This is a genomic window from Microbacterium sp. LWH13-1.2, assembly GCF_038397735.1.
Classification (GTDB): Bacteria; Actinomycetota; Actinomycetes; order Actinomycetales; family Microbacteriaceae; genus Microbacterium.
This window is the reverse complement of sequence record NZ_CP151635.1, coordinates 1,951,346-1,973,574: the sequence shown is the minus strand read 5'-3', so window position 1 is coordinate 1,973,574 and position 22,229 is coordinate 1,951,346. Positions and strand designations below refer to the sequence as shown.

Annotated in this window: 24 protein-coding genes; 18 read left to right on the top strand and 6 right to left on the bottom strand. The window is 68.2% G+C overall.

Annotated features, from left to right (window positions below):
• Window positions 1-30 precede the first annotated feature (30 nt).
• The gene (prfB, locus tag MRBLWH13_RS09360; RefSeq protein WP_056312213.1) at window positions 31-1,140 is read left to right on the top strand and encodes a peptide chain release factor 2; all 1,110 of its coding nucleotides are present in this window, start codon (window positions 31-33) and stop codon (window positions 1,138-1,140) included.
• Between the two features lie 7 nt (window positions 1,141-1,147).
• On the opposite strand, the gene MRBLWH13_RS09355 is transcribed toward prfB, so the two are convergent.
• Both MRBLWH13_RS09355 and MRBLWH13_RS09350 read right to left on the bottom strand, forming a co-directional pair.
• The gene (locus MRBLWH13_RS09355) at window positions 1,148-2,299 is read right to left on the bottom strand and encodes a DUF2510 domain-containing protein (RefSeq protein WP_341954519.1); all 1,152 of its coding nucleotides are present in this window, start codon (window positions 2,297-2,299) and stop codon (window positions 1,148-1,150) included.
• Window positions 2,300-2,322: 23 nt separating this feature from the next.
• On the bottom strand, window positions 2,323-3,792 hold the full coding sequence (locus MRBLWH13_RS09350) for a DUF2510 domain-containing protein (protein ID WP_341954518.1): 1,470 nt from the start codon (window positions 3,790-3,792) through the stop codon (window positions 2,323-2,325).
• Window positions 3,793-3,930: 138 nt separating this feature from the next.
• Here MRBLWH13_RS09350 and ftsE point away from each other — a divergent pair, with 138 nt between their 5' ends.
• The 3 genes from ftsE (at window position 3,931) to smpB (ending at window position 6,481) form a co-directional block, all read left to right on the top strand.
• Window positions 3,931-4,992 carry a cell division ATP-binding protein FtsE gene (gene ftsE, locus MRBLWH13_RS09345; protein ID WP_341954516.1) on the top strand — a complete coding sequence of 354 codons (1,062 nt, stop codon included), beginning with the start codon at window positions 3,931-3,933 and terminating at the stop codon, window positions 4,990-4,992.
• Window positions 4,989-5,903 (top strand): permease-like cell division protein FtsX, encoded by a 915-nt coding sequence (gene ftsX, locus MRBLWH13_RS09340; protein ID WP_056513106.1) that lies wholly within the window; start codon window positions 4,989-4,991, stop codon window positions 5,901-5,903. Before ftsE ends, ftsX begins: the two co-directional genes overlap by 4 nt.
• Before the next feature lie 101 nt (window positions 5,904-6,004).
• The gene (gene smpB, locus MRBLWH13_RS09335; protein WP_056312202.1) at window positions 6,005-6,481 is read left to right on the top strand and encodes an SsrA-binding protein SmpB; all 477 of its coding nucleotides are present in this window, start codon (window positions 6,005-6,007) and stop codon (window positions 6,479-6,481) included.
• On the opposite strand, the gene MRBLWH13_RS09330 is transcribed toward smpB, so the two are convergent.
• Together MRBLWH13_RS09330 and lexA are read right to left on the bottom strand one after the other, a co-directional pair.
• On the bottom strand, window positions 6,482-8,341 hold the full coding sequence (locus tag MRBLWH13_RS09330) for a prolyl oligopeptidase family serine peptidase (protein WP_341954511.1): 1,860 nt from the start codon (window positions 8,339-8,341) through the stop codon (window positions 6,482-6,484). It lies immediately after the preceding gene.
• 45 nt (window positions 8,342-8,386) lie between these two features.
• On the bottom strand, window positions 8,387-9,073 hold the full coding sequence (gene lexA / locus MRBLWH13_RS09325; protein ID WP_056513101.1) for a transcriptional repressor LexA: 687 nt from the start codon (window positions 9,071-9,073) through the stop codon (window positions 8,387-8,389).
• A gap of 281 nt (window positions 9,074-9,354) precedes the next feature.
• Between lexA and MRBLWH13_RS09320 the strand changes: the two genes are divergently transcribed.
• The 4 genes from MRBLWH13_RS09320 to hisH all read left to right on the top strand — a co-directional run bounded on the left by MRBLWH13_RS09320 (window position 9,355) and on the right by hisH (window position 12,137).
• A complete protein-coding gene (locus MRBLWH13_RS09320) occupies window positions 9,355-9,717 on the top strand; it encodes a LysM peptidoglycan-binding domain-containing protein (protein WP_341954508.1) in 363 nt (120 codons plus the stop codon).
• Window positions 9,718-9,790: 73 nt separating this feature from the next.
• A complete protein-coding gene (locus tag MRBLWH13_RS09315) occupies window positions 9,791-10,885 on the top strand; it encodes a histidinol-phosphate transaminase (protein WP_341954506.1) in 1,095 nt (364 codons plus the stop codon).
• Window positions 10,882-11,499: an imidazoleglycerol-phosphate dehydratase HisB gene (gene hisB, locus MRBLWH13_RS09310; protein WP_341954504.1), complete on the top strand. Its 618-nt coding sequence runs from the start codon at window positions 10,882-10,884 to the stop codon at window positions 11,497-11,499. The genes MRBLWH13_RS09315 and hisB overlap by 4 nt, the downstream gene beginning before the upstream one ends.
• Window positions 11,496-12,137, top strand: coding sequence for an imidazole glycerol phosphate synthase subunit HisH (gene hisH, locus MRBLWH13_RS09305; RefSeq protein WP_341954502.1), 642 nt, complete (start codon window positions 11,496-11,498; stop codon window positions 12,135-12,137). Before hisB ends, hisH begins: the two co-directional genes overlap by 4 nt.
• Before the next feature lie 25 nt (window positions 12,138-12,162).
• Here hisH and MRBLWH13_RS09300 read toward each other — a convergent pair whose 3' ends face one another.
• Complete coding sequence (locus MRBLWH13_RS09300) at window positions 12,163-14,001, bottom strand: AAA family ATPase (protein ID WP_341954500.1); 1,839 nt, start codon at window positions 13,999-14,001, stop codon at window positions 12,163-12,165.
• Window positions 14,002-14,156: 155 nt separating this feature from the next.
• Here MRBLWH13_RS09300 and priA point away from each other — a divergent pair, with 155 nt between their 5' ends.
• Genes priA through MRBLWH13_RS09285 form a run of 3 tightly spaced genes read left to right on the top strand, consistent with a single transcriptional unit; the run spans window position 14,157 to window position 16,152 of the window.
• Entirely contained in the window at window positions 14,157-14,903 is a 747-nt protein-coding gene (gene priA / locus MRBLWH13_RS09295; protein ID WP_056312186.1) for a bifunctional 1-(5-phosphoribosyl)-5-((5-phosphoribosylamino)methylideneamino)imidazole-4-carboxamide isomerase/phosphoribosylanthranilate isomerase PriA, read from the top strand.
• Window positions 14,887-15,711 (top strand): SseB family protein, encoded by an 825-nt coding sequence (locus MRBLWH13_RS09290; protein ID WP_341954496.1) that lies wholly within the window; start codon window positions 14,887-14,889, stop codon window positions 15,709-15,711. Before priA ends, MRBLWH13_RS09290 begins: the two co-directional genes overlap by 17 nt.
• 39 nt (window positions 15,712-15,750) lie before the next feature.
• On the top strand, window positions 15,751-16,152 hold the full coding sequence (locus tag MRBLWH13_RS09285; RefSeq protein WP_341954494.1) for a hypothetical protein: 402 nt from the start codon (window positions 15,751-15,753) through the stop codon (window positions 16,150-16,152).
• 84 nt (window positions 16,153-16,236) lie between these two features.
• Here the strand turns inward: MRBLWH13_RS09285 and MRBLWH13_RS09280 are convergent, their stop codons facing one another.
• Window positions 16,237-16,635: a DUF1844 domain-containing protein gene (locus tag MRBLWH13_RS09280; protein ID WP_341954492.1), complete on the bottom strand. Its 399-nt coding sequence runs from the start codon at window positions 16,633-16,635 to the stop codon at window positions 16,237-16,239.
• A 230-nt stretch (window positions 16,636-16,865) separates the two neighbouring features.
• Between MRBLWH13_RS09280 and infC the strand changes: the two genes are divergently transcribed.
• The 7 genes from infC to MRBLWH13_RS09245 all read left to right on the top strand — a co-directional run bounded on the left by infC (window position 16,866) and on the right by MRBLWH13_RS09245 (window position 22,220).
• Window positions 16,866-17,516, top strand: a complete 651-nt coding sequence (gene infC / locus MRBLWH13_RS09275) for a translation initiation factor IF-3 (protein ID WP_341958271.1) — start codon at window positions 16,866-16,868, stop codon at window positions 17,514-17,516.
• Between the two features lie 72 nt (window positions 17,517-17,588).
• Complete coding sequence (gene rpmI, locus MRBLWH13_RS09270; protein ID WP_017828564.1) at window positions 17,589-17,783, top strand: 50S ribosomal protein L35; 195 nt, start codon at window positions 17,589-17,591, stop codon at window positions 17,781-17,783.
• 32 nt (window positions 17,784-17,815) lie between these two features.
• On the top strand, window positions 17,816-18,202 hold the full coding sequence (gene rplT, locus MRBLWH13_RS09265; protein WP_029262486.1) for a 50S ribosomal protein L20: 387 nt from the start codon (window positions 17,816-17,818) through the stop codon (window positions 18,200-18,202).
• Between the two features lie 102 nt (window positions 18,203-18,304).
• Complete coding sequence (locus MRBLWH13_RS09260; RefSeq protein ID WP_341954487.1) at window positions 18,305-19,117, top strand: RNA methyltransferase; 813 nt, start codon at window positions 18,305-18,307, stop codon at window positions 19,115-19,117.
• Window positions 19,118-19,191: 74 nt separating this feature from the next.
• Window positions 19,192-19,860 carry a response regulator transcription factor gene (locus MRBLWH13_RS09255; protein ID WP_341954485.1) on the top strand — a complete coding sequence of 223 codons (669 nt, stop codon included), beginning with the start codon at window positions 19,192-19,194 and terminating at the stop codon, window positions 19,858-19,860.
• A gap of 6 nt (window positions 19,861-19,866) precedes the next feature.
• Window positions 19,867-21,243 carry a HAMP domain-containing sensor histidine kinase gene (locus MRBLWH13_RS09250; RefSeq protein WP_341954483.1) on the top strand — a complete coding sequence of 459 codons (1,377 nt, stop codon included), beginning with the start codon at window positions 19,867-19,869 and terminating at the stop codon, window positions 21,241-21,243.
• Window positions 21,240-22,220, top strand: a complete 981-nt coding sequence (locus tag MRBLWH13_RS09245; protein ID WP_341954481.1) for a TAXI family TRAP transporter solute-binding subunit — start codon at window positions 21,240-21,242, stop codon at window positions 22,218-22,220. The genes MRBLWH13_RS09250 and MRBLWH13_RS09245 overlap by 4 nt, the downstream gene beginning before the upstream one ends.
• Window positions 22,221-22,229 lie beyond the last annotated feature (9 nt).

The window sequence follows — 22,229 nt, the reverse complement described above, 5'->3', positions numbered from 1 at the left end:
GAGCAGGCGGCACGTTAGGCTGGACGCGACATGCTCGAACTCGATCTCTCCGCCGACATCCAGGCCCTGCGACTCACCTACGGTGACATTCGCGAGGTCATCGACGTCGATACGCTCCGTTCCGATATCGCACGTCTCAGCGAGGAGGCCGGTGTGCCGGACCTCTGGGACGACCCCGAGCGCGCCCAGAAGGTGACCAGCGCGCTCAGCCATCGGCAGTCGGCACTCGCCAGGGTCGAGGGCATCGGCTCGCGACTCGACGACCTCGAGGTGCTGGTCGGGCTCGCGAACGAGATGGGCGATGAGGAATCGGCCGTCGAGGCGCGCGCCGAGCTCAGCGCTCTCACCGAGATCATCAACCAGCTCGAGGTCCAGACGCTGATGGACGGCGAGTACGACGAGCGTTCGGCCATCATCACGATCCGCTCCGGTGCCGGTGGCGACGACGCCACCGACTTCGCCGAGATGCTCATGCGCATGTACCTGCGGTGGGCCGAGCGTCACAAGTACCCCGTCAAGGTTCTCGACACCTCCTACGCCGAGGGCGCAGGCATCAAGTCGGCGACGTTCGAGATCGACGCGCCCTACGCGTTCGGCACCGTCTCTGTCGAGGCCGGCACGCACCGTCTGGCCCGCATCAGCCCGTTCGGCTCTGCCGACAAGCGTCAGACCTCGTTCGCCGCGGTCGAGGTCATCCCGCTCATGGAGGAGGCGACCGAGGTCGACATCCCCGAGAACGACATCCGCGTCGACGTGTTCCGCTCGTCGGGCCCTGGTGGCCAGTCGGTCAACACCACCGACTCCGCCGTGCGCCTCACACACCTCCCGACCGGCATCGTCGTGTCGATGCAGAACGAGAAGTCGCAGATCCAGAACCGCGCCGCCGCCATGCGCGTGCTGCAGACCCGCCTCCTGCTGCTCCAGAAGGAGGAGGAGGCCGCGAAGAAGAAGGAACTCGCCGGCAACATCACGGCGAGCTGGGGCGACCAGATGCGCTCGTACTTCCTCTACGGTCAGCAGCTCGTCAAGGATCTGCGCACCGGGCACGAGTCGGGCAACCCCGCTGCCGTGTTCGACGGTGACCTCGACGGATTCATCTCGGCGGGCATCCGCTGGCGCAAGCGCAAAGACGAGGACTGAGCTCGTCTCAGCGGGCGGCGCCTTCGAGCGTTCCCGTGACCTCTTCGTAGTCGAACACGATGCACTGGATGGCGCGGTCGTCCATGCGCTTCCATGAGGTCTCCGTGGGCACGAACCAGTAGTTGTCGAGCACCGAGTCCGCGTACGGGATGCCGATGAACTCCTCGAAGGCGGCGTCGCAGCCTTCGGTCGCGAGGTTCTGCAGCTCGGCGTCACCGGGGAAGTCGCCGTCCGGCGCATCGAAGATGAAGTAGACCTCATCGGTGTGCGGCTGATCGCACGGGACGACCGGAAGGTCGTAGACCTCGTCCTCCCACTCGACCAGGGGGAGGCAGTGACCGACCTCGAGGTCGTTGATGTAGACCCTCTCGGCACCCTCAGCCGCCGACTCGTCGGGTTCCTCGCCATCCGATGAGGAGCCGGTCGATGATGTCGGTGCTGTCGCGTCGGGGGCAGCCGTGCTGAGCGACAGGAGCGTCACCGCGATCGCGACGATGCTTCCGAGAACGCTCACGGCGATGCCGACGATTCCCGGCCACTTCGTTCCGCGGAGGAACACCGACACCAAGGAGACGACGAAACCGACTCCCAACAGCACCCAGCCTGCGATCGCGATCGAGGGGAAGCAGGACAGGACGAGTCCGATCACCGCGACGGCGAGACCGATGATGCCGAGAACAGAGAGCTTCGGCTTCGCCGGCGGGGGAGCGATCACTCCGAAGGGAGCGGTCGCACCCTGTGCGGGGTAGGCAGTGCCCTGCTGGCCGTACACCGGCGCCTGACCCCAGACGGGCGCACCTGCAGCGGGCCCGGGGTGCGCGGCGGCCGAATTCGCCGTCTGCAGAATGTACGGTGGCTCGAACGTCGCAGACTCGGTCGCGGGGGATGTCGGGCTGCCGACGACCGGATCCACGCCCGCTGTCGACTGCCCGGGAGCGTCGACAGCGGGCGTGGCGATGCCGTCAGCGGCGGTGTCCTGCGGTGCCGCCTGCTGCTGTGGGGAATCCGGCCGCTGCGCGGAACCCTGCTGCTGCGTGCTGGCAGAAGCCGGCGCGATGGTCTGAGCCTGCGCCGCGACGGTGTGCTCCGTCCACGCGACTCCGTCCCACCAACGCTGACGGCCTGAACCGTCGTCGTACCACCCCGCCGGGGTCGTCATGCCTGGTGCTCCGTGCTCGAAGCTCAGCCGGCGGACGGAGTGAACGAGACGCGTGCGACCTCCTGCAGGAGCTCATCGGTGAAGATGATCTCGTACGAGGAACTCTGCGCGACGTCGAAGGTGATCTTGCCGTTGACGGTGTCACCGGCGGCGAGCTCCTCCGCAACGATTCCGTCGACGTAGTAGTCGTAGGTGCCTTCGGCGCCTTCGGCGGTCTCGAGTGCGAAGTAGAACGGGTTGATGTAGCTCGTGCCCGAGACGCCGGTGAACGTGACGTCGAGGATCACATAGCCGCCGTTGGTGGAGGGGATGCTCGATCCGTCCGACGTCGCCCACGTGGCCGAGTTGATCGTGACCTCGCTGGTGCCCGACATCTGCTCGATCGTGACAGGGGAGCCGAGCTCGCCCTCGACGACATCCGTGGGGCCCGTGTCTCCGTCGTCGGTGCCGGGGTCGGTGCCGTTGTCGGTATCGGAGTCACTGGACGGGGGTGCGGTCGGCAGATCGCGCACTGCTTCGGCCACGGTCGCGAAGATGAAGACGAACGCCATCACGACGGCGACGATGGCGCCGACCACGGAGAGGATGAGGCCCGAGATGCCCGGCCACTTCTTGCCCTTGAGGAAGAGCGAGATCAGCGAGACGATGAAGCCGGCGGCGAGCAGCAGCCACCCGAATCCGAGGATCACGGGGACGCACGACAGGATCGTGCCGAGGGCTGCGAGGCCGAGGCCGACGATGCCGAGGACGGACGGCTTGGTCGACGCTGCGGGTGCGGCACCTGCGTATGCGGGCGGGTAGCCGCCCGCAGCGCCGTAGGCCTGACCTGCCGGCGCATAGGCGCTGGCACCGGGGTGGCTGGGGGTCGCCCCCGGGTAGCCGGGTGCGGGATAGGCCTGCGTCTGTCCTGCATCCGCGCCGGGGTAGGCGGGCGCGCTGCCGGGGTAGGCGGGCGCGGCGTTCGCGTACGGAGGGACGTTGCCGTCGAGCGGCGTGGTGGCGCCGGGCGCGGTGTATTCCGTCGACGATGCGTCGGAAGGAGTCTCGGGGGTCGACCACGATGCGGCGGACTCGGGAGCTGCGACCTCGTCTACGGGCGACGAGGAGCCCGAGTCGGCTGCGATGGACTCGCCGGCGGGCGCGTTCCATGAAGGGCTCTCGACGGCCGCCACGGAGTCGAGCGAGGCCGCGGTCTCGGCGGCTGCTGCGGACTCAGGGGTCGCATCGGCACCGGGGGATTCATCGACTGCGGCGGCGCCGTCATCGGTCGCTGCCGTGTCGTAGCCGGCGAATGAGGACTCGGAGAGGGACGTATCTGCCTCGGTCGCGGAAGGCTCTGCCTCGGTCGCGGAAGGCTCTGCCTCGGTCGCGGAAGGCTCTGCCTCGGTCGCGGAAGGCTCTGCGACCGGAGCGAAGTGCTCTGTCCACTGCGTGCCGTCCCACCAGCGCTGACGCCCGGATCCGTCGTCATACCAGCCTGCAGGCGTCGTCATGGTTCCCCCTCGGAGTTGTGGTCCACGCAGACGGCATGGATCGGCACCTCCATGTATAGCAGTGCGGGACGACACTCCGCGGGTGCGCGGGGTGTCGCTCGCGAGCAGGAGACACGGCGCGCTTAGGCTCGAACAGCCATGATTCGGTTCGAGAACGTCACGAAGCGCTATCGCGGGACCTCACGCCCCGCTCTGTCCGCTGTCGACTTCGAAGTGCAACGCGGGGAGTTCGTCTTCCTCGTCGGTGCATCGGGGTCTGGCAAGTCCTCCTGTCTGCGACTCATCCTCCGAGAGGACGTGCCGACGACCGGCCGCGTCGCCGTTCTCGGACGCGACCTGCGATCGCTCGCGAACCGCAAGGTGCCGTACTTCCGTCGCCACATCGGCTCCGTGTTCCAGGATTTCCGCCTCCTGCCGTCGAAGACCGTCTACCAGAACGTCGCATTCACCCTGCAGGTCACGGGCTCCTCGCGCGGATTCATCCAGCAGGCGGTGCCGGAGGCACTCGCTCTGGTCGGACTCGACGGCAAGCAGAAGCGGATGCCGCATGAGCTGTCCGGCGGTGAGCAGCAGCGTGTCGCGATCGCCAGGGCGCTCGTGAACAGGCCCCAGGTGCTGCTCGCGGATGAGCCCACGGGAAACCTCGACCCGGCGACCTCGGTCGACATCATGCAGCTGCTCGCCCGGATCAACGCCGGTGGCACCACCGTTCTCATGGCCACGCACGAAGCGGCCTTCGTCGATCAGATGCAGCGTCGAGTCATCGAGCTCCGCGACGGCGAGATGGTGCGCGACGAGGTGCACGGCGGGTACGGCGACACCTCCAACATCCCCCGTCTCGTGCCCGAAGAGATTCGAGGAGCTGCGGCAGCCGCTGCTCTCACCGCAGTGCAGGAGGTGCAGCGCCAGACTGCCGACCTGTCCGTGGTCCGCGCTGCGCTCGCTGAAGAGCTCAGCGCGCAGCGCAAGGCCGCAGCCGCATCCCCCGACGCCGTGCCCACGGCATCCGAGACCCCTGAGGCCCAGGCCGCCCCCATCGAGCCGCCGATCGCCGACGCGAGGCCCGCCGAAGCGCCGGCATCCGTCGGTCCGCTCACGAATCCGATCCTGCTTCCGCAGGTCGACGTCGCCGAGCTCGGCGTCGCCGATCGTCTCGGTCTGTCCGACGACGGTGCCGAGGAAGTGGGGCCGACCTCATGAGAATCGGACTCATCCTCACCGAGGCCCTCGGAGGCCTCCGCCGCAACATCTCGATGGTCATCTCGGTCGTTCTCGTCACTTTCGTGTCGCTGACGTTCGTCGGCGCCGCGATCCTCATGCAGGCCCAGATCGGCACGATGCGCGGCTACTGGACCGAACGCGCGCAGGTGGCCGTCTACATGTGCTCCGACCTCTCGGAACAGAAGACGTGCGTCGACGGCGGTGCCTCGGAAGAGCAGGTGAATGCCGTGCGTGCCCAGCTCGAGGGCGAGGCGCTCGCACCGCTGATCAGCGAGGTGAGCTACGACTCCAAGGAGGACACGTACGCGAAGCTCGTGGAGCAGCTGGGGGAGGATCAGGCGAGCGTCATCACCCCGGAGCAGGCCTTCGAGGTCTTCTTCGTGACGATGAAGGACCCGGGGCAATCCCAGGTGATAGCAGAGGCGTTCAACGGCGTGGCAGGTGTCGAGCAGGTCACCGACCAGCTGCAGTATCTCGAGCCGCTGTTCTCCGCGCTGACGGTCGCCACGTACATCGCGGTCGGCATCGCCGTGCTCATGCTGATCGCCGCCATCCTTCTGATCGGCACGACCATCAGGCTGTCGGCGTACGCCAGACGCAAGGAGATCGGGATCATGCGCCTGGTGGGAGCCTCGAACCGCTTCATCCAGACGCCGTTCGTGCTCGAGGGCGTGTTCGCCGCCTTCCTCGGCTCTGTGCTCGCGAGTGCCGCGGTGGTCGCGGGGGTGCACTTCGGTGTGAACGGCTATCTGCGAGGGCGGGTCCCGTTCATCACCACCTGGGTGACCATGCAGGATGCCGCGGTCGTCGTGCCCGTGCTGATCGGTATCGGCGTCGTCCTGGCCGCGCTGTCGGCCGGCTTCGCGATCCGCCGCTGGCTGCGCACCTGACCACGTCGCCGGCGGGTGCGTCGTCGGTATAGACTGACAGGCTGTCGTGCGCCCGGCATCGGGCTCTTGAACCACTGCGCGACGCGGATCAGGAGAGAATCATGCCCAGGGAACGCGGGGAGAAGGTCATCGCGACCAATCGTCGCGCACGTCACGACTACAACATCGAGAAGTCGTACGAGGCGGGGATGGTGCTCACCGGCACCGAAGTGAAGTCGCTGCGTCAGGGGCGCGCGAACCTGAGCGACGGATATGCGTTCGTCAAGGGGAACGAGGTCTTCCTCGACTCCGTGCACATCCCGGAGTACTCGCAGGGCCACTGGACGAACCACTCTGCCAAGCGCATCCGCAAGCTGCTGCTGCACCGTGAAGAGATCGCGAAGCTGCAGCATGCCGTGTCGGCCGGCGGCTACACCCTGATCCCGCTCAAGCTGTACTTCTCCGACGGGCGTGCCAAGGTCGAGATCGCTCTCGCGAAGGGAAAGCGCGAGTTCGACAAGCGTCAGACCCTGCGCGAACGTCAGGACACGCGCGAGGCCGAGCGGGCGATGCGCCTGCGCAACCGCACCGGAGACTGATCAGCTCGACGGGGTGAATCCGAACGCACGCCCGAGGAACGCGAGCTCACGCTCGAGGGCGTCGACGATCGTCTCGGTCGAGCGGAATCCGTGGCCCTGGCCCGGGTACAGGACATACTCGTGATCGATGCCTCGGGCGTCGAGGGCGTCGCGCACGGCTTCCGACTGCGCAGGCGGCACGACACGGTCATCCGCGCCCTGCATGAGCAGCACGGGCACGTCGATACGGTCGACGTGCGTCAGCGGTGAGCGGGCGACGTACAGCTCCTCGGCCTCGGGCAGTGGACCCACAAGGCCCTCGATGTAGTGCGCTTCGAAGTCGTGGGAGTGCTCGGCCAGCATCCGGAGGTCCGTGACACCGTATCGGCTGATCCCCGCGGCGAAGGTCCCGCCGCGCACGAGAGCGGAGAGCACGGTCCAACCGCCGGCGGAGCCACCACGGATCGCGATGCGCGCAGGATCCGCGACACCCGTCTCGGCGAGGCCTCTCGCGGCCGCGATCACGTCGTCGACGTCGACCACGCCCCACTCTCCGTCGAGTCGTTCTCGGTATGCGCGCCCGTACCCGGTCGAACCGCCGTAGTTCACGTCGAGCACACCGATGCCCCGGCTCGTGTAGAAGGGGATGACGGCCGACACGGCTCCCGTCACGTGCGCTGTGGGACCGCCGTGGACGAGCACCACGTAGGGAGGAAGCTCTCCCGCCGGTGCCGAGGCCGTGGGGTGGGCAGGCGGATAGGCGAACGCATGTACCGGACCGTGCGCACCGTCGATGAGCATCGGTGCGGCGGGGGGCATCCACGCCGCGTCGCTCGGTTCTGCTCCGGTGACCGCGGTCACCTCGTCGGAGTCGACGTCGACGCACCACACGCCGGGTGTCGTGGTCGAGCTGTTACCCGAGAGAAGGACGCGGGATCCCGAGACGTCGTCGACGCTGACATGGCCGTCGGCGGGCACGGCGAGCGTGCGGGCACTTCCGTCCGCGTGGAGCAGGACGACCTCGTCGCGTCCGTTCGTGCGCACCGCGACGATCCGGCCGTCGTCGAGGGGGCGATACCAGCGGTTGCCCAGCACCCAGAGGCCGTATCCCGTGTCCGCGTCGACGTCGTCGACACGCACGGCAGGCGCAGCGACGTCGAGACGGTCCAGCTCCTGGCGATGCAGCGCCCATCGGCCGCTCGGGTCATCCGCGTACAACAGCTCGTCGATGCCCGTCCACTCGGGCTGGAGGGCCGCACGCGTCGGCAGCTCGAGGGTCTCGACCCCATCGGAGATCGTGAGCGTGGCGCGCTGCCAGGGCATCTGCGCGCCCGTCCACTGCACCCAGGCGATCCGTGACCCGTCGGGTGAGAGCGCCGGATGCCCGTAGAAGGCGTCGCCCTCGACGACGGTCCTCACCAGTGTCGGGTCCGCCGCCGCGGAGCCGTCGACGGGGATCTCGACGATGCCGCGACGATGAGGGGTGCTGGTGAGGTCCTCACGGACGGCGAAGAGCCGCCCCTGCTGCAGTCTCAGACCGCCGTGGGCGGGGCCTGCGGGTGTCAGCGGCTCGGGCTCGCCTCCGCGGCGCATCCGGCGCACCCGCTGATCCTTCGCGTCGACGAAGTAGAGCGTGCCCTCGGCGTCCGCGGTCCACGCTCCACCGCCGTACTCGTGGACGCGGGAGCGGGCGCTCCACGGAGCAGGGAGGATCTCGGCGCCGGTCGAGCTGCGCACGGTGAGCCGACCACCCTCGGAAGGAATCGACTCTCCCCACCAGATCTCGTCGCCGACGAATGCCGAGCCGTCGATCCTCGGAGAGGACGCGGCGATCCGGGCTGCAGAGAAAGGGGAGGTCCAGGTACCGAACGGCGAAGACATGCTTCGAGCCTAGGCGTGGCTCCTGAGCCGTGCGTTCGGAGGCCGTCAGACGGCGCGCAGTACCGCGACGATCTTTCCGAGGATGACGGACTCGTCACCGAGGATGGGCTCGAATGCGGAGTTGCGCGGCAGCAGCCAGGTGTGGCCGTCACGACGGCGGAGCACCTTGACCGTCGCCTCGCCGTCGAGCATCGCCGCCACGATCTCACCGTTCTCCGCGCTGCCCTGCGAGCGGACGACGACCCAGTCGCCGTCGCAGATGGCAGCGTCGATCATCGACTCTCCGGAGACCTTCAGCATGAAGAGATCGCCCTTGCCGACGAGCTGGCGCGGGAGCGGGAAGATCTCCTCGACCTGCTGATCGGCGGTGATGGGAACGCCGGCGGCGATCCGGCCGACCAGGGGAACCAGGGCGGCATCGCCCACGGGAGTCGCGACGTCTGCCGGGTTCTCGCCGCTCGTGCCGGGAAGATCGATCAGGACCTCCATGGCGCGGGTCTTGCCGGGGTCGCGGCGCAGGTAGCCGCTGAGTTCGAGTTGCCCGAGCTGATGAGTCACGCTCGACAGCGACTTGAGTCCCACCGCGTCTCCGATCTCGCGCATGCTCGGCGGGTAGCCGTACCTGCTGATCGACGTCTGGATGACCTCGAGGATCGCCATCTGCTTGGGGCTCAGGCTCTTCCGGCGACGGGTGCGCGGAACCTCGGCGTCGGTGGCGGAGTTGTCGCTCATGGTGCTCCTCAGGTGTGCGATTCCGGCGTCTCAGTTCGAATGTCGGAGGCCCGTGGTGGGGTGTTCGTATCGAAACCGTATCCGAGAATCGGCCAGATGTGGAAGATCTGTTCGAGCGTGTCTTCTGATTCGCGGGTAGTTTTTCGAAGAACGCTTGACAGATGTTCGAATTCGAAGATAACTTCGGAACGTAGCTTCGCATTCACGGCTCCCGGCCGAGGCGCGAATGCGAACGCTACGCCAACTTCACCGCTCACGCGGTAGATGCAGAGGAGCACGACATGAGCACCATCGCCTTCAGCAACGCAGCAGTCCTCCCGGCACGTCCGGCGACGAAGCTCCGTCTGACGGTGCGCGGTCGTCGCGTCGTGCTCGCGCTGGCCGCACTCCCGCTCGCGGCGGGCATCGCCTTCGCCGCGCTGAGCGGCGGCAGTGCGATGGCCTCGGGTGAGCAGGTCGCGGCGGCTTCCTTCGCCACCGTGACCGTGATGCCGGGCGACACGCTCTGGTCGATCGCCGAGGGCATCGCACCCGGTGCAGACCCGCGCGAGGTCATCGGTGACATCACACGCCTGAACATGCTCCGTGGCGGCGCCCTCCAGATCGGCCAGGAACTGGCGATCCCCGCGCAGTACTCCGAGTGAGCGATCGGCGCGGGCGACGGGCGGGCTTCATTCTCTGTCACCGCGCGCATCCGTGGGGTTCACGACGCTTACCATGGGAAGGGTGACTGCATCACTCGCTGACCTCCCCCTTCGCGACGACCTCCGAGGGCTCACGCCGTACGGGGCCCCCCAGGCGCCGCTGCCGGTCGCCCTCAACGTCAACGAGAACACTCATCCGATTCCGGATGCCGTAGCAAGCGACATCCTCGATGACATCGCGGTCGCGCTTCGTGACGTCAACCGCTACCCCGACCGCGAGTTCACCACACTGCGCGAGGGCTTCGCCGAATACCTCGGTCACGGCCTCGACGCCAGCCGGATCTGGGCGGGCAACGGGTCGAACGAGGTGCTGCAGCACATCCTGCAGGCATTCGGCGGCCCTGGTCGCACGGCCTTCAGCTTCGCACCGACCTACTCGATGTATCCGCTGATCTCGCAGGGCACGGGAGCACGATGGATCGCGGGCACCAGGCAGCCCGACTACACGATCACACCGGACGAGGCGGCCGCACAGGTCGCGGAGGTCGACCCCGACGTCATCCTGATCTGCTCGCCGAACAACCCCACGGGCACGCCGCTCGGCCTCGACGTCGTCGAGGCCGTCTATGAGGCATCCCGCGGCATCGTCGTGGTCGACGAGGCGTACCAGGAGTTCGCTCCGCGCGACGCAGCCTCCGCGCTGACCCTGCTCGAGGGGCGCCCGCGGCTCGCGGTCTCGCGCACGATGAGCAAGGCGTTCGCGTTCGCGGGCGCCCGCGTGGGCTATCTCGCCGCCGATCCGGCCTTCATCGACGCGCTGCGCCTCGTGCGGCTGCCCTACCACCTCAGTGCGCTGACGCAGGCCGCAGCCGTCGCAGCGCTGCGCAACTCCGATGTGATGCTGGGCATGGTCGAGGAGATCGTCGAGCAGCGCGATCGCATCTCGGCGACCCTCGAGGCGCTCGGCTACACCCCGCACGAGTCGTGGTCTAACTTCGTCCTCTTCGGAGGAGTGGCAGAGCCGCAGAAGGTCTGGCAGCAGCTGTACGACCGGGGAGTGCTGATCCGCGACGTCGGGATCCCCGGACACCTCCGCGTCACCGCCGGCACCGAGGCGGAGACCACCGCATTCCTCGATGCCCTCGCCTCGATAGGATCGGCTTCATGAGCACCCCCGCCCAGACCCCGCGCACCGCCACGCGTGTGCGCAGCACGTCGGAGTCCACCGTCGAGCTCGAGCTGAACCTCGACGGAACCGGTGCGAGCCGTATCGACACGTCGGTGCCGTTCTTCGACCACATGCTGACGGCGTTCGCGAAGCACTCGCTCACCGACCTCACCGTGCGCGCATCCGGCGACACGCAGATCGACGCGCACCACACGGTCGAGGACATCTCGATCGTGCTCGGCCAGGCCATCCGGGAGGCGCTGGGCGACAAGTCGGGGATCTCCCGCTACGGCGACGCCCTCGTTCCGCTCGACGAGGCGCTGGCACAGGCCGTCGTCGACATCTCGGGCCGTCCGTACCTCGTGCACACCGGGGAGCCTGCAGGCTTCGAGCACCACCTCATCGGCGGTCACTTCACGGGCTCCCTCGTGCGTCACTCCTTCGAGGCCATCACGTTCAACGCCGGTCTGACGGTGCACGTGCGTGTGCTCGGCGGGCGCGACCCGCACCACATCGCCGAGGCCGAGTACAAGGCCTTCGCACGTGCGTTCCGCCAGGCCAAGGCGCTCGATCCGCTGGTCGACGGCATCCCGTCGACCAAGGGTGCGCTGTGAGCACTGCTCCTCGGGTCGCCGTCTTCGACTACGAGTCCGGCAACGTGCACTCTGCGGTGAAGGCGCTCCTCGCGGCGGGGGCGGATGCAGTGCTCACGCGCGACCGCAAGGAGGCGCTCGAGGCTGACGGCCTCGTCGTGCCCGGCGTGGGTGCCTTCCAGGCCGTTCGTGACGCGCTTCGCGCACATGGCGGCGACGAGATCATCGATCGGCGGCTCGCCGGCGGGCGACCTGTCCTCGGCATCTGCGTCGGAATGCAGGTGCTCTTCTCCCACGGCGTCGAGCGCGGTCACGATTCGGAGGGTCTCGGTGAATGGCCGGGAGCCGTCACCGAACTGAACGCTCCGGTGCTGCCGCACATGGGCTGGAACACCGTCGAATCCGGCGCCGACTCGGTGCTCTTCAAGGGGATCGAGAACGAACGCTTCTATTTCGTGCACTCATACGCTGCGCAGTCGTGGGAACTCGACGTCATCCCGCCGTTCCCGCAGCCTGTGCTGACGTGGACGACGTACGGAGACCCGTTCCTCGCCGCCGTCGAGAACGGTCCGCTCTCGGCCACGCAGTTCCACCCCGAGAAGTCCGGCGAGGCCGGTATCCAGCTGCTCCGCAACTGGGTCGACAGCCTGCGTCCCTGAGGCGGGACGCGCTGGTCGCTGCGCGTCAGAAACCGCGCGCGACCGCGGCTGCGGCCGACAGCCACGCCTGCTGAGTGGGCGCCGAGAGCGCACGAAGACGGAGGTGTCCGTCGACCATCTCGCGATCGAACGGGATGTCGACGACTTCACGCGCCAGCGGCCGGTACCCCGCGACGACCTCTGCGATCTCCGCGGATGAGGCTTTGGGGTCGGCCTGGCTGACCACGACCACGGATTCGCGCGCGAGGCGCGCTGAGCGTTCGTCGCGGTCCTCGAGCGCTTCGAGAAGCAGCGCTCCGGCCTCGGCGTGGTCGTCGCGCGTCGTCGTCGCGACGACGATCTGATCCGCGAGGTCGATCATGCGCAACCACATCGGATCGGATTCGTCGTTGCCCGAATCGATGATGATCAGTCGGTAGAACTTCGCAGCGACCGCGTGGATCGAGTCCACATCCGCCGGGCTGAGACGATTCTCGTGGGCCAGCCGGATGGGCTTGGACCGCAGCACGTCGTACTTCTCCTGCGGCTGGTGGTGCACGAAGTGCGCCAGATCGGCCGACTGGCCCTGGGCGCCGAGCAGGCGCTGCGTCTGCGGCAGGAGCTCGAGCAGGGTGCGGTCGTGAGCGCCGGTCTCGGTGCGCCATCCGAGCGTGCCTCGGGTCTGATTGTTGTCCCAGGCCAGCACGCCCGCGCCGCCGTACTGGGCGAACACGGCCGACAACAGCACCGTGGCGGGAGTCTTACCAGCCCCGCCCTTGCCGTTGACGACAGCGACGGTGCGCGGACCCGGCCAATGGCGGCTGACCTCGTGCTCGTCGTCGCGCATCGCACGCTCACGCGCATTGGGTCCGAGGGAGAACCCGACACGATTGAGGAATCCGCGACCGCCCCGGCGGGCAGGCTCCTCCCGTCGTTCCTCCTGCAGGAAGGAGCGGCGTTCGACTCCCTGCTCCCGTTGGCGGCGACGAGAGGAGGCTGCTGCTTCCGTCTGCGCCGGTGCGGTGGCCCTGGGTGCGGTGGCGCCGGGCGCGACCGCGGCGGGCGGGATCGGCGTCGCTGTGGCAGGGGCCTGCGCCTGGACCGGGCCCTGCGCCTGGACAGGGGGCTGCGCCTGGACCGGGCCCTGCGCCTGGAGGATCGCGGTGGGGCGAGTGTCCGGAGCGCCCGGATTCGGAGCCGATGGGACGGTCGCCGGGGGAGCGGAGAAGCTCGGTGATGCCTGTGATGCCTGTGATGCCGGTGCGGTCGAGGGGCGGAGCGGCGTGGTCGCAGGCTGTGCAGGTGGCGCGGGGACCGCCGGCACGATCGGCGCGACCGGCACGGCCGAAGGTCCCCCGGTGGGGGTCGTCCTGGCAGGTGCGGGCGGGACAGCGGGTTGCTGCGGCTCGGCGCGCGCGGCCTGCTGGACGGGGGGAGGGGTCAGAGCAGCGGGTCGGCCGGCGTCCGCGGATGCGGAGGTCGCCCGTGCCTGCGCCGGCGCGTTCGTCTGAGGGAGGGCAGGCGCTGCCGCTGCGGCAGCCGCTGCCGCAGCGCGTGTTCCCGGCGCGGGAGCGCTCGACGCCACACTCGCTGCAGGGGATCGTGGGGGCGTCGGCGTCGGCGCCGACCAGTCCACGGCACCGCCATCGTTCGCGGCGGGGGCGTTCGCGGCTGGCGGGTCGGCGTCATCTGCTGCGGGCGTCGACGGGTGCGAAGCCCTCGGGCTCTGCTCGGCATCTGCCTGCGGGCTCTGCTCGGGCTCCTGCCGGGGCTGCTCGGGCTCCTGCCGGGGCTGCTCGGGCTTGCCGCTCTCCGGAACCTCGGGAGGCATCGGATTGCCCCGACGCAGGGGTCCGCTTCCACGTGCTTCCGCATCGCGCACCATGGAACATCTCCTCACCGACCGAACAGGGGCGTCTTCGAGGCTACCGCGTGGCGTCCGTCGTTCTCTGCCGTCATCATTTTGGAGCGGGCGGACACGCGGGCTAGTGTCGACTCTCGTGCCGACGAATCGGCCCTCCCATCTCACCTGAGGACGTCATGAACGACTTCGCGCAGTCCCCTTCTCTCACTCTGCTCCCCGCTGTCGATGTCGCGGGTGGCAAGGCCGTCCGCCTCACGCAGGGCGAGGCAGGCACCGAGACCAGCTACGGCGACCCGTTGGATGCGGCAGGGGAGTGGGTCGCGCAGGGCGCGAAGTGGATCCACCTCGTCGACCTCGACGCGGCGTTCGGTCGCGGCAGCAACGCCCCGATCCTCCGCAAGGTCATCAAGCAGTTCAAGAACGTCAACGTCGAGCTGTCGGGCGGAATCCGTGACGACGCGACGCTCGAGGCCGCTCTCGAGAGCGGTGCGACGCGCATCAACCTCGGCACCGCCGCGCTCGAGAACCCGGAGTGGGCGGCGGACGTGATCGGTCGCTTCGGCGAGGCGATCGCCGTGGGCCTCGATGTCCGCGGCACCACTCTCGCCGCACGTGGCTGGACCAAGGAGGGCGGCGACCTCTGGGAGGTCCTCGAGCGCCTCGAGGATGCCGGCTGCAGCCGGTACGTCGTCACCGACGTCACCAAGGACGGCACGCTCAAGGGCCCGAACCTCGAACTCCTTCGCGAGATGACCTCGCGCACACCGAAGCCCGTCGTCGCATCGGGCGGCATCGCGAACCTCGACGACATCGCCGCGCTCCGCGAGCTGGTGCCGCTGGGCGTCGAGGGCGCGATCGTCGGCAAGGCCCTGTACGCCGGGGCGTTCACGCTGGCTGAGGCTCTGGATGTCGCGGGAGACTGACGACCCCTGCGGTCACGGCCCCGAGGGCCATGGCGCGCACGATCACGCCGCGGGGAACCGAGGCGACTCCGCGGGTGTGCCCTGGGAGGGGCGAAGCTTCGAGTCGAACCCACATGCGGGCGATGATGGCTCTGCCGACCCCGCCCTCCTCGACGCGCTCCTTCGCTTCCGTGCGGGAGCCGGCGCCCAGGCCGAGGTGGTCGACGCGTTTCGCACCGCCCGAGTGCTGATTCCGCTCATCGCCGAGAAGGGCGAAGAGGGAGTCGCACCCAGCGGGCTCACGGTCGACAAGACGCAGGAGCTGTCGATCGTCACTGTGGCTGCACCCGACGGCCGGCGCGTGCAGCCCGTGTTCTCCTCCGTCGAGGCGATGCAGCGCTGGGACGCGACCGCGCGGCCGATCCCGGTCGAGGCCACGCGCGTGGCGCTGTCGGCATCCGCAGAGGACACCGACCTGATCGTTCTCGATCCCACTTCCGAGACCGAGTTCGTGTTCCGTCGCCCCGCTGTGTGGGCGATAGCGCAGGGGCATCGGTGGGAGCCGAGCTTCCTGTCTCCCGAGGTCTTCACCGCTCTGCAGGAGAGCATCGCGCACGAGCTCGCGGTCATCGACGTGGCGGTCGCCGCCGGCGATCCGGATGCGCGTCTGCGCGGTCCCGAGCTGATCGTCATCCTCGAACTGATCGACGGCCTCGAGCGCGAGGTGCTCGACGCCGTGCTCGCGCGTCTCGCGCAGCGCTGGGCGGCAGACGACCGCATCGCGGTGCTCGCGGATTCTCTGACCGTGAAGCTCCGCCGCTCGGTCTGACCGCGTTGTCGGCCGGTTCGGCTTCGCTAGGGTGGCGGCATGCGCAGAGCAGCAGCCGCGATCGCCACACCAGTGTTCCTGCTGGCCCTCACCGGTTGCGCGACCGCCTGCCCGGCAATCGGCTGGATCAACACGCTGACGGTCGACGCGAGCGCGATCGACGGCATCGCCGAGCTGCAGTTCTGCGTCGATGACGAGTGCTCGCCGCGCGCAGCTGAGATTCCGCCGACGGGATCGGTGTCGACGATTTTCTGGGCCGATCAGGACGGCGCCGAATGGACGTTGAATCTCGACATGCGTGCACCTGAGACGGTGACGATCCGTCTTTTCGGCGCCGACGGATCGCTTCTGCGAGAGTCCGAGCACGCCATCGACTGGACGCCTCCGACCGGTCAGTGCGGGGGAGCCTCCACCGCCCCGCCGCTCATCCTGGAGCCCTGACTCGCCCCGCTCGCTCAGCGAACGGGGAGTACCGGGTGCGACGGAAGGCCCGGAGCCCGGACCGCGAGATCCGAGCGCAAGAGGCTAGTTGACCGGCCCTGTCCACTTCTCGCCCGGCCCCTTGCCGATCGGGTCGGGGATGGTCGATGCCTCGCGGAACGCGAGCTGCAGAGAGCGCAGGCCGTCGCGTAGCGAGCGTGCGTGCATGTCGCTGATCTCGGGTGCGCCGGCGGTGATCAGACCGGCCAGAGAGTTGATGAGCTTGCGAGCCTCGTCGAGATCGAGCTGCTCAGCCGCGCGCGGGTCGTCGGCGAGGCCGAGCTTGACCGCTGCCGCGCTCATGAGGTGCACCGCCGCGGTCGTGATGACCTCGACAGCGGGTACGTCCGCGATGTCCCGAGTGGCGGAGGACGCCGCCTCCTCCTGCCGTGCCCAGCGCTCTTCGCGCTCGCGTGCAGCCTCGTCCGATGCCTGGTTCGTCACTTCGCCTTGCCTTCTGTTAGACTGTGTCGGGCTCCGGAGCGTCATGCTCCGGTACGAAAGAGGATTCACTTCCCACCCGCGCTTGCCGTTCCAGGCTACCGGGTCTTGCACTCCACCGGATCGCGTCGTCAGACGGATCCGGCAGGCAGGGTGCGGAGCCGGCGTCTGAATGCCGGTGGGTGGGACGATTCTGATTTCGCCCGGGATGCTGACTGCGTCCTGGTGGCCGAATCCCATCGTCTAAGGAGTTACGCATCAGCGATCCCCGCACCAATGAGCGCATCCGCGTCCCCGAGGTCCGCCTCGTCGGCCCCGCGGGTGAGCAGATCGGCGTCGTCCGCATCGAGGCGGCGTTGCGCCTTGCGCAGGAAGCCGACCTCGACCTCGTCGAGGTCGCACCGAACTCGAAGCCGCCCGTGGTCAAGATCATGGACTACGGCAAGTTCAAGTACGAAGCCGCCCAGAAGGAGAAGGAAGCTCGCCGCAACCAGGCGAACACCATTCTCAAGGAGGTCCGCTTCCGCCTGAAGATCGAGGCGCACGACTACACGACGAAGCTCAAGCGCGCCGAGGGCTTCCTCAAGGCGGGCGACAAGGTGAAGGCCATGATCCTGTTCCGCGGTCGTGAGCAGTCGCGCCCCGAGCAGGGTGTCCGCCTTCTCCGCAAGTTCGCCGAGGATGTCGCCGAGCTCGGAACCGTCGAGTCGAACCCGACCATCGACGGTCGCAACATGGTCATGATCGTGGCACCGCTGAAGAGCAAGTCCGAGGCCAAGCAGGAGCAGAATGCGGTTCGCGACGCACAGCGCGCGGCGAACAAGCAGGCCGCTCGTGAGGCCAAGGGCGACACAGACGCACCGGCCGAGGCCGCAGCGGAGTAACTCCCGCCCCAAGACTCCCGCACCGCGGGTTGACACCGTCGCCTGAGAAGGCGCCATACGAAGGAAGAGAAGATGCCGAAGCAGAAGACCCACTCGGGTGCTAAGAAGCGCTTCAAGATCACCGGCAGCGGCAAGCTGAAGAAGCAGCAGGCCGGAATGCGCCACAACCTCGAGCACAAGTCGAGCCGTCGCACCCGCCGCCTCAACCAGGACCAGGTGCTGTCGAAGGCTGACACCAAGGTCGCGAAGAAGCTTCTCGGTCGCTGAGCGCCCGAACGCACGAATAGGAACACAGGAAAATGGCAAGAGTCAAGCGGGCGGTAAACGCCCACAAGAAGCGCCGGGTCATCCTCGAGCGCGCAAAGGGTTACCGCGGTCAGCGTTCGCGCCTGTACCGCAAGGCCAAAGAGCAGGTCATCCACTCGCTGGTCTACTCGTACCGCGACCGTCGCAAGCGCAAGGGTGACTTCCGTCGCCTGTGGATCCAGCGCATCAACGCCGCTGCACGCCAGAACGGCATCACGTACAACCGCTTCATCCAGGGCCTCGGTCTCGCGGGTGTCACCGTCGACCGTCGCATGCTCGCCGACCTCGCGGTCAACGACGCAGCGACCTTCACGACGCTGGTCGAGACGGCGAAGAAGGCTCTGCCCTCTGACGTCAACGCTCCGAAGTCGGCCGCGTAAGCAGCTCTTCACCACAGAGGACGCTCTCCTTCGGGAGGGCGTCCTCTGTTGTTTCCCCGGTGTATGCGCAGCGAGGTGCCTGCTGTTCTCTAGACTGTGAACGTGCTGGAGAACCCCCGTTCGCCCCGAGTCCGAGCCGTCGCGAAGCTGACCAAGCGCAGCGCGCGCAGTGAGACGGGTCTGTACCTCCTCGAAGGCCCCCAGGCCGTCCGCGAGGCGCTGACCTACAGCCCCGAAGCCATCGTCGAGCTCTTCGCGACCCCGACCGGGTGGGAGAAGCACCCCGACATCCGGTCGAAGGCGGCCGAGGCCGACGTCGAGGTCGAGTACGTCACGGAATACGTGCTGAATGCGATGGCCGACACGGTGACGCCGCAGGGACTCGTCGCGGTCGTCCGGCAGACCCCGACCTCGGTGCGCGACGTCTTCGCGTCATCTCCTCGTCTCGTCGCGATCTGCGAGGAGATCCGTGACCCGGGCAACCTCGGCACGATCATCAGGGCCGCAGATGCGGCGGGCGCCGATGCGGTGATCCTCACCGGCCGGACGGTCGATCCGTACAACCCCAAGGTCGTCAGGGCCACCACCGGCTCGCTGTTCCACCTGCCGGTGTCTGTGGGCGCCGAGCTCGACGACGTCGTGACGAAGGCGCACGCCGCCGGACTGCGGGTGGTGGCTGCTGATGTGAAGGGCGACGATCTGCTGCGGGCGCGTGCAGACGGTGTCCTGGCGCAGCCGACCGCGTGGCTGTTCGGTAACGAGGCACGGGGTCTTGAGGACGACGCTCTGGCTCAGGCCGATCAGGTGCTCAAGCTTCCCATCTTCGGTCGCGCCGAGTCGCTGAACCTCGCGACGGCGGCGAGCGTGTGCCTCTATGAGAGCGCCTTCGCCCAGCGGGCGGAATCCCTCTCCTGATCGCCCCATCCGAGGTGAGCCGGCACGACTGATAGGTTTGTGCCTGCTCGAGCGGAGAAGGGGACCCGGAGTCGATGCGGATTCTGATCGTGGAGGACGACGAGCGCGTCGCCGCTGCGCTCGAGGCCTTCCTCGCGCGATCGGGGTATGCCACGGCGAGGGCAGCCGACGGCGCGTCCGCCTTGGAGATGCTGGGCGCCGATACCGAGGTCGTCCTTCTCGACCTGGGACTGCCCGACGTCGACGGCATCGATCTGTGCCGTCGTATCCGGGGTCGCTCGGAGGTCCCGATCGTCATCGTGACCGCACGCAATCAGGTCGCGGAGCGGATCAGAGGTCTGCGAGCCGGCGCGGATGACTTCGTCGTCAAGCCCTACGACGTTCACGAGCTCCTCGCCCGCATCGAGGCGGTCACTCGCCGTTCGAGGCCGGTGCGCCCGGAGTCGGAGGCTCACGTGCGACTCCAGGGCGGAGATGTCGAGATCGACCTCATCGCCCGCCAGGTCGTCATCGACCGAGTGCCCATCGAGCTCACGCGGAAGGAGTTCGACATCGTCGCGGTCCTGGCCAGATATCCGGGCGTCGCAGTACCGAAGGAGCGCCTGATCCGCGAGGTGTGGAACACCGACTGGCGGGGCTTCGGACATTCGCTGGAGGTTCATGTCGGCGCGATCCGGCGCAAGGTCGGCCAGGTCAGCCTGATCGAGACCGTGCGCGGCGTCGGCTACCGGCTGGTGGGGTGACGTCCGGTGCGCAGGCGTCTCATCGTGGTGTTCCTCGTTCCTCTGGTGGCGATTCTGCTCTCGCTCGGCGGAGCGGCGGCGTGGAGCGCCACCCGCAGCATCCAGCAGGCGTTCTACACCGAGCAGCTCGGGGATGTGGGGTACTTCGTGACGAGCGCGCGGCAGGCGCTGCGCTCGGGGAGCACCACCGTGATCGACGCCGAGGTCAGGCGTTTCGAAGAGGTCTACGGCATCGATGTCAGGGTGTTCGATCTCACGGGAAGTGTCTGGGCGTCGGGGAACAGCGATGCCGAGGTGATCGCGGAGGACGAAGCGGCCAGGGTCCGGCTCGCCCTCTCCGGACGTCGAGCGGAGGCTCCTGAACCTGTCTTCCCCTGGGGCACTGCGGACTCCTCGATAATCGAGCCGGTCTTCGACGACGGCGACGTCATCGGAGCGGTGATGGTGTCGGCCGATGTCGAGGCGCCGCGCACCGAGATCGTGCAGCAGGTCTTCGTGCTGGCGCTCGTGTCGATCGTGTCGATCGGGCTCGGAGTGCTTCTCGTCTTCCAGCTCGCGCGATGGGTGCTGTCTCCGGTGCGTCGCCTGGACGAGGCCATGGTCGCGATCGAACGCGGCGAGATGGATGCTCGGGTCGCGGAGGACACGGGCCCTCCGGAGCTGCGCCGGATGACCCGAGTGTTCAACGGCATGGCGGACGAGATCGAGAGGGTGATGACGCGTCAGCAGGAGTTCGCACTCAACGCCTCGCACGAGCTGCGCAATCCGCTCAACGCGCTGCTGCTGCGCGTCGAGCACCTCGCGACGGGCCTCGACCGCGAGTGGGACGACGACGTCGAGGAGACGCGGGAGGAGGGGAGGCGGATGGCGCGGATCCTCGAGGCTCTGCTCGGCCTTGCCCGAGGAGGACGTGCGGACACCACGATCTCCGCCGTCGACCTCACGACTCTCGCGACCAGACGGGCCGATGCGTGGAGCGAGGTGGCATCGCAGCGGAGGATCCGCACGCACGCGGTCGGGAGCGACCCTGTGCTGAGCGTCACAGATCGCACGATCGTCGAGAGCGCACTCGATGCGGTCATCGACAACGCGGTCAAGTTCTCGCCCTCGGGTGCGGTCGTCGAGATCGGTGCGGGACGTGACGGCGATGTGTGTCGCCTGACCGTCCGCGATCACGGGCCGGGCCTCACGCCCGAGCAGGCGACGAACGCGGCCGACCGATTCTGGCGCAGCGACGACAGCGGCGAGACACCGGGATCGGGATTGGGGCTTGCGATCGCCACCGACCTGCTCGGGTCGATCGGCGGCGAGCTCCGGGTCGAGTCGCCCGGCGGCGGCGGTCTGCTGGTCACGCTGCTGCTCCCGGACGGAGCTGCCCGATGAGTGGGCGAGGCGGCGCTCGCCGGACCTGGACGCGGATCTCCGCAGCGATCGCCGTGCTGCTCGTCGTCGGGGCGTCGAGCGCATGCAGTACTCGAGCGAGCGAATGGGACGACTCGAGGTATGAGATCGCGAGCGGAGGATCCGACGGAGTCTATTTCGCGTACGGTTCCGAGCTCGCAGACGAGCTCTCGGCGTCGCTCGACGTCGACGTGGTCGCGGAGGAGTCGGCGGGCTCGGTCGACAACCTCTTGCAAGTGAGCGCGGGAGACGCGCTTCTCGGCTTCGCCCAGGGCGATGCGGCTGCGGACGCGGTCGCGGGCGCCGGAGCCTTCGATGATCCCCTGCCGGTGAGGGCAGTCGCCCGGCTCTACGACGAGTACCTCCATGTGGTCGTCCGCGCGGATTCGGACATCGACGAGATCGGCGACCTCACGGGGATGACGGTGTCGCTCGGCGCGGAGAACTCGGGGGTCCATGTCATCGCTGCTCGAGCGCTGGATGCGGCCGCCGTCGACATCACGTCGATCGGCGACCCGCAACTCGGGCTTCGCGACTCCATCGGCGCGCTGGAACGATCCGAGATCGACGGTTTCTTCTGGGTCGGCGGCATCCCCACGCCGGGTATCGCGGAACTCGCACTGACGACACCCGTGCGTCTGCTCCCGATCGATCAGACCTGGGTGAACGCGATCAATGCACGCTTCTCCGACGCCTATCGGCCGTCGGACTTCCCCGTCGGCCTCTACGGACTCGACGAATCGCAGCCCACGATGGCGGTCCCGAACTACCTCGTCACGGCAACGGGCACCCCGGATGCCGTCGTCCACGACATCCTCACGGGCCTGTTCGGCGCCCGAACCCGAATCGCGCAGGACGTCCCCGCGGCCGCTCTCCTCGACCGCAGACAGGCCATCTTCACGGGGCCTGTCGAGCTGCACCCCGGAGCGGTCGAGTACTACCGGGGCCAGCGGGACTGAGCCCTCAAG

Coding starts and splice junctions, on each gene's coding strand:
- prfB (WP_056312213.1), top strand. CDS start 31: ATGCTCGAACTCGATCTCTCCGCCGACATCCAGGCCCTGCGACTCACC.
- MRBLWH13_RS09355 (WP_341954519.1), bottom strand. CDS start 2,299: ATGACGACCCCGGCGGGGTGGTACGACGACGGTTCAGGCCGTCAGCGT.
- MRBLWH13_RS09350 (WP_341954518.1), bottom strand. CDS start 3,792: ATGACGACGCCTGCAGGCTGGTATGACGACGGATCCGGGCGTCAGCGC.
- ftsE (WP_341954516.1), top strand. CDS start 3,931: ATGATTCGGTTCGAGAACGTCACGAAGCGCTATCGCGGGACCTCACGC.
- ftsX (WP_056513106.1), top strand. CDS start 4,989: ATGAGAATCGGACTCATCCTCACCGAGGCCCTCGGAGGCCTCCGCCGC.
- smpB (WP_056312202.1), top strand. CDS start 6,005: ATGCCCAGGGAACGCGGGGAGAAGGTCATCGCGACCAATCGTCGCGCA.
- MRBLWH13_RS09330 (WP_341954511.1), bottom strand. CDS start 8,341: ATGTCTTCGCCGTTCGGTACCTGGACCTCCCCTTTCTCTGCAGCCCGG.
- lexA (WP_056513101.1), bottom strand. CDS start 9,073: ATGAGCGACAACTCCGCCACCGACGCCGAGGTTCCGCGCACCCGTCGC.
- MRBLWH13_RS09320 (WP_341954508.1), top strand. CDS start 9,355: ATGAGCACCATCGCCTTCAGCAACGCAGCAGTCCTCCCGGCACGTCCG.
- MRBLWH13_RS09315 (WP_341954506.1), top strand. CDS start 9,791: ATGGGAAGGGTGACTGCATCACTCGCTGACCTCCCCCTTCGCGACGAC.
- hisB (WP_341954504.1), top strand. CDS start 10,882: ATGAGCACCCCCGCCCAGACCCCGCGCACCGCCACGCGTGTGCGCAGC.
- MRBLWH13_RS09300 (WP_341954500.1), bottom strand. CDS start 14,001: ATGGTGCGCGATGCGGAAGCACGTGGAAGCGGACCCCTGCGTCGGGGC.
- priA (WP_056312186.1), top strand. CDS start 14,157: ATGAACGACTTCGCGCAGTCCCCTTCTCTCACTCTGCTCCCCGCTGTC.
- MRBLWH13_RS09290 (WP_341954496.1), top strand. CDS start 14,887: ATGTCGCGGGAGACTGACGACCCCTGCGGTCACGGCCCCGAGGGCCAT.
- MRBLWH13_RS09285 (WP_341954494.1), top strand. CDS start 15,751: ATGCGCAGAGCAGCAGCCGCGATCGCCACACCAGTGTTCCTGCTGGCC.
- rpmI (WP_017828564.1), top strand. CDS start 17,589: ATGCCGAAGCAGAAGACCCACTCGGGTGCTAAGAAGCGCTTCAAGATC.
- rplT (WP_029262486.1), top strand. CDS start 17,816: ATGGCAAGAGTCAAGCGGGCGGTAAACGCCCACAAGAAGCGCCGGGTC.
- MRBLWH13_RS09255 (WP_341954485.1), top strand. CDS start 19,192: ATGCGGATTCTGATCGTGGAGGACGACGAGCGCGTCGCCGCTGCGCTC.
- MRBLWH13_RS09245 (WP_341954481.1), top strand. CDS start 21,240: ATGAGTGGGCGAGGCGGCGCTCGCCGGACCTGGACGCGGATCTCCGCA.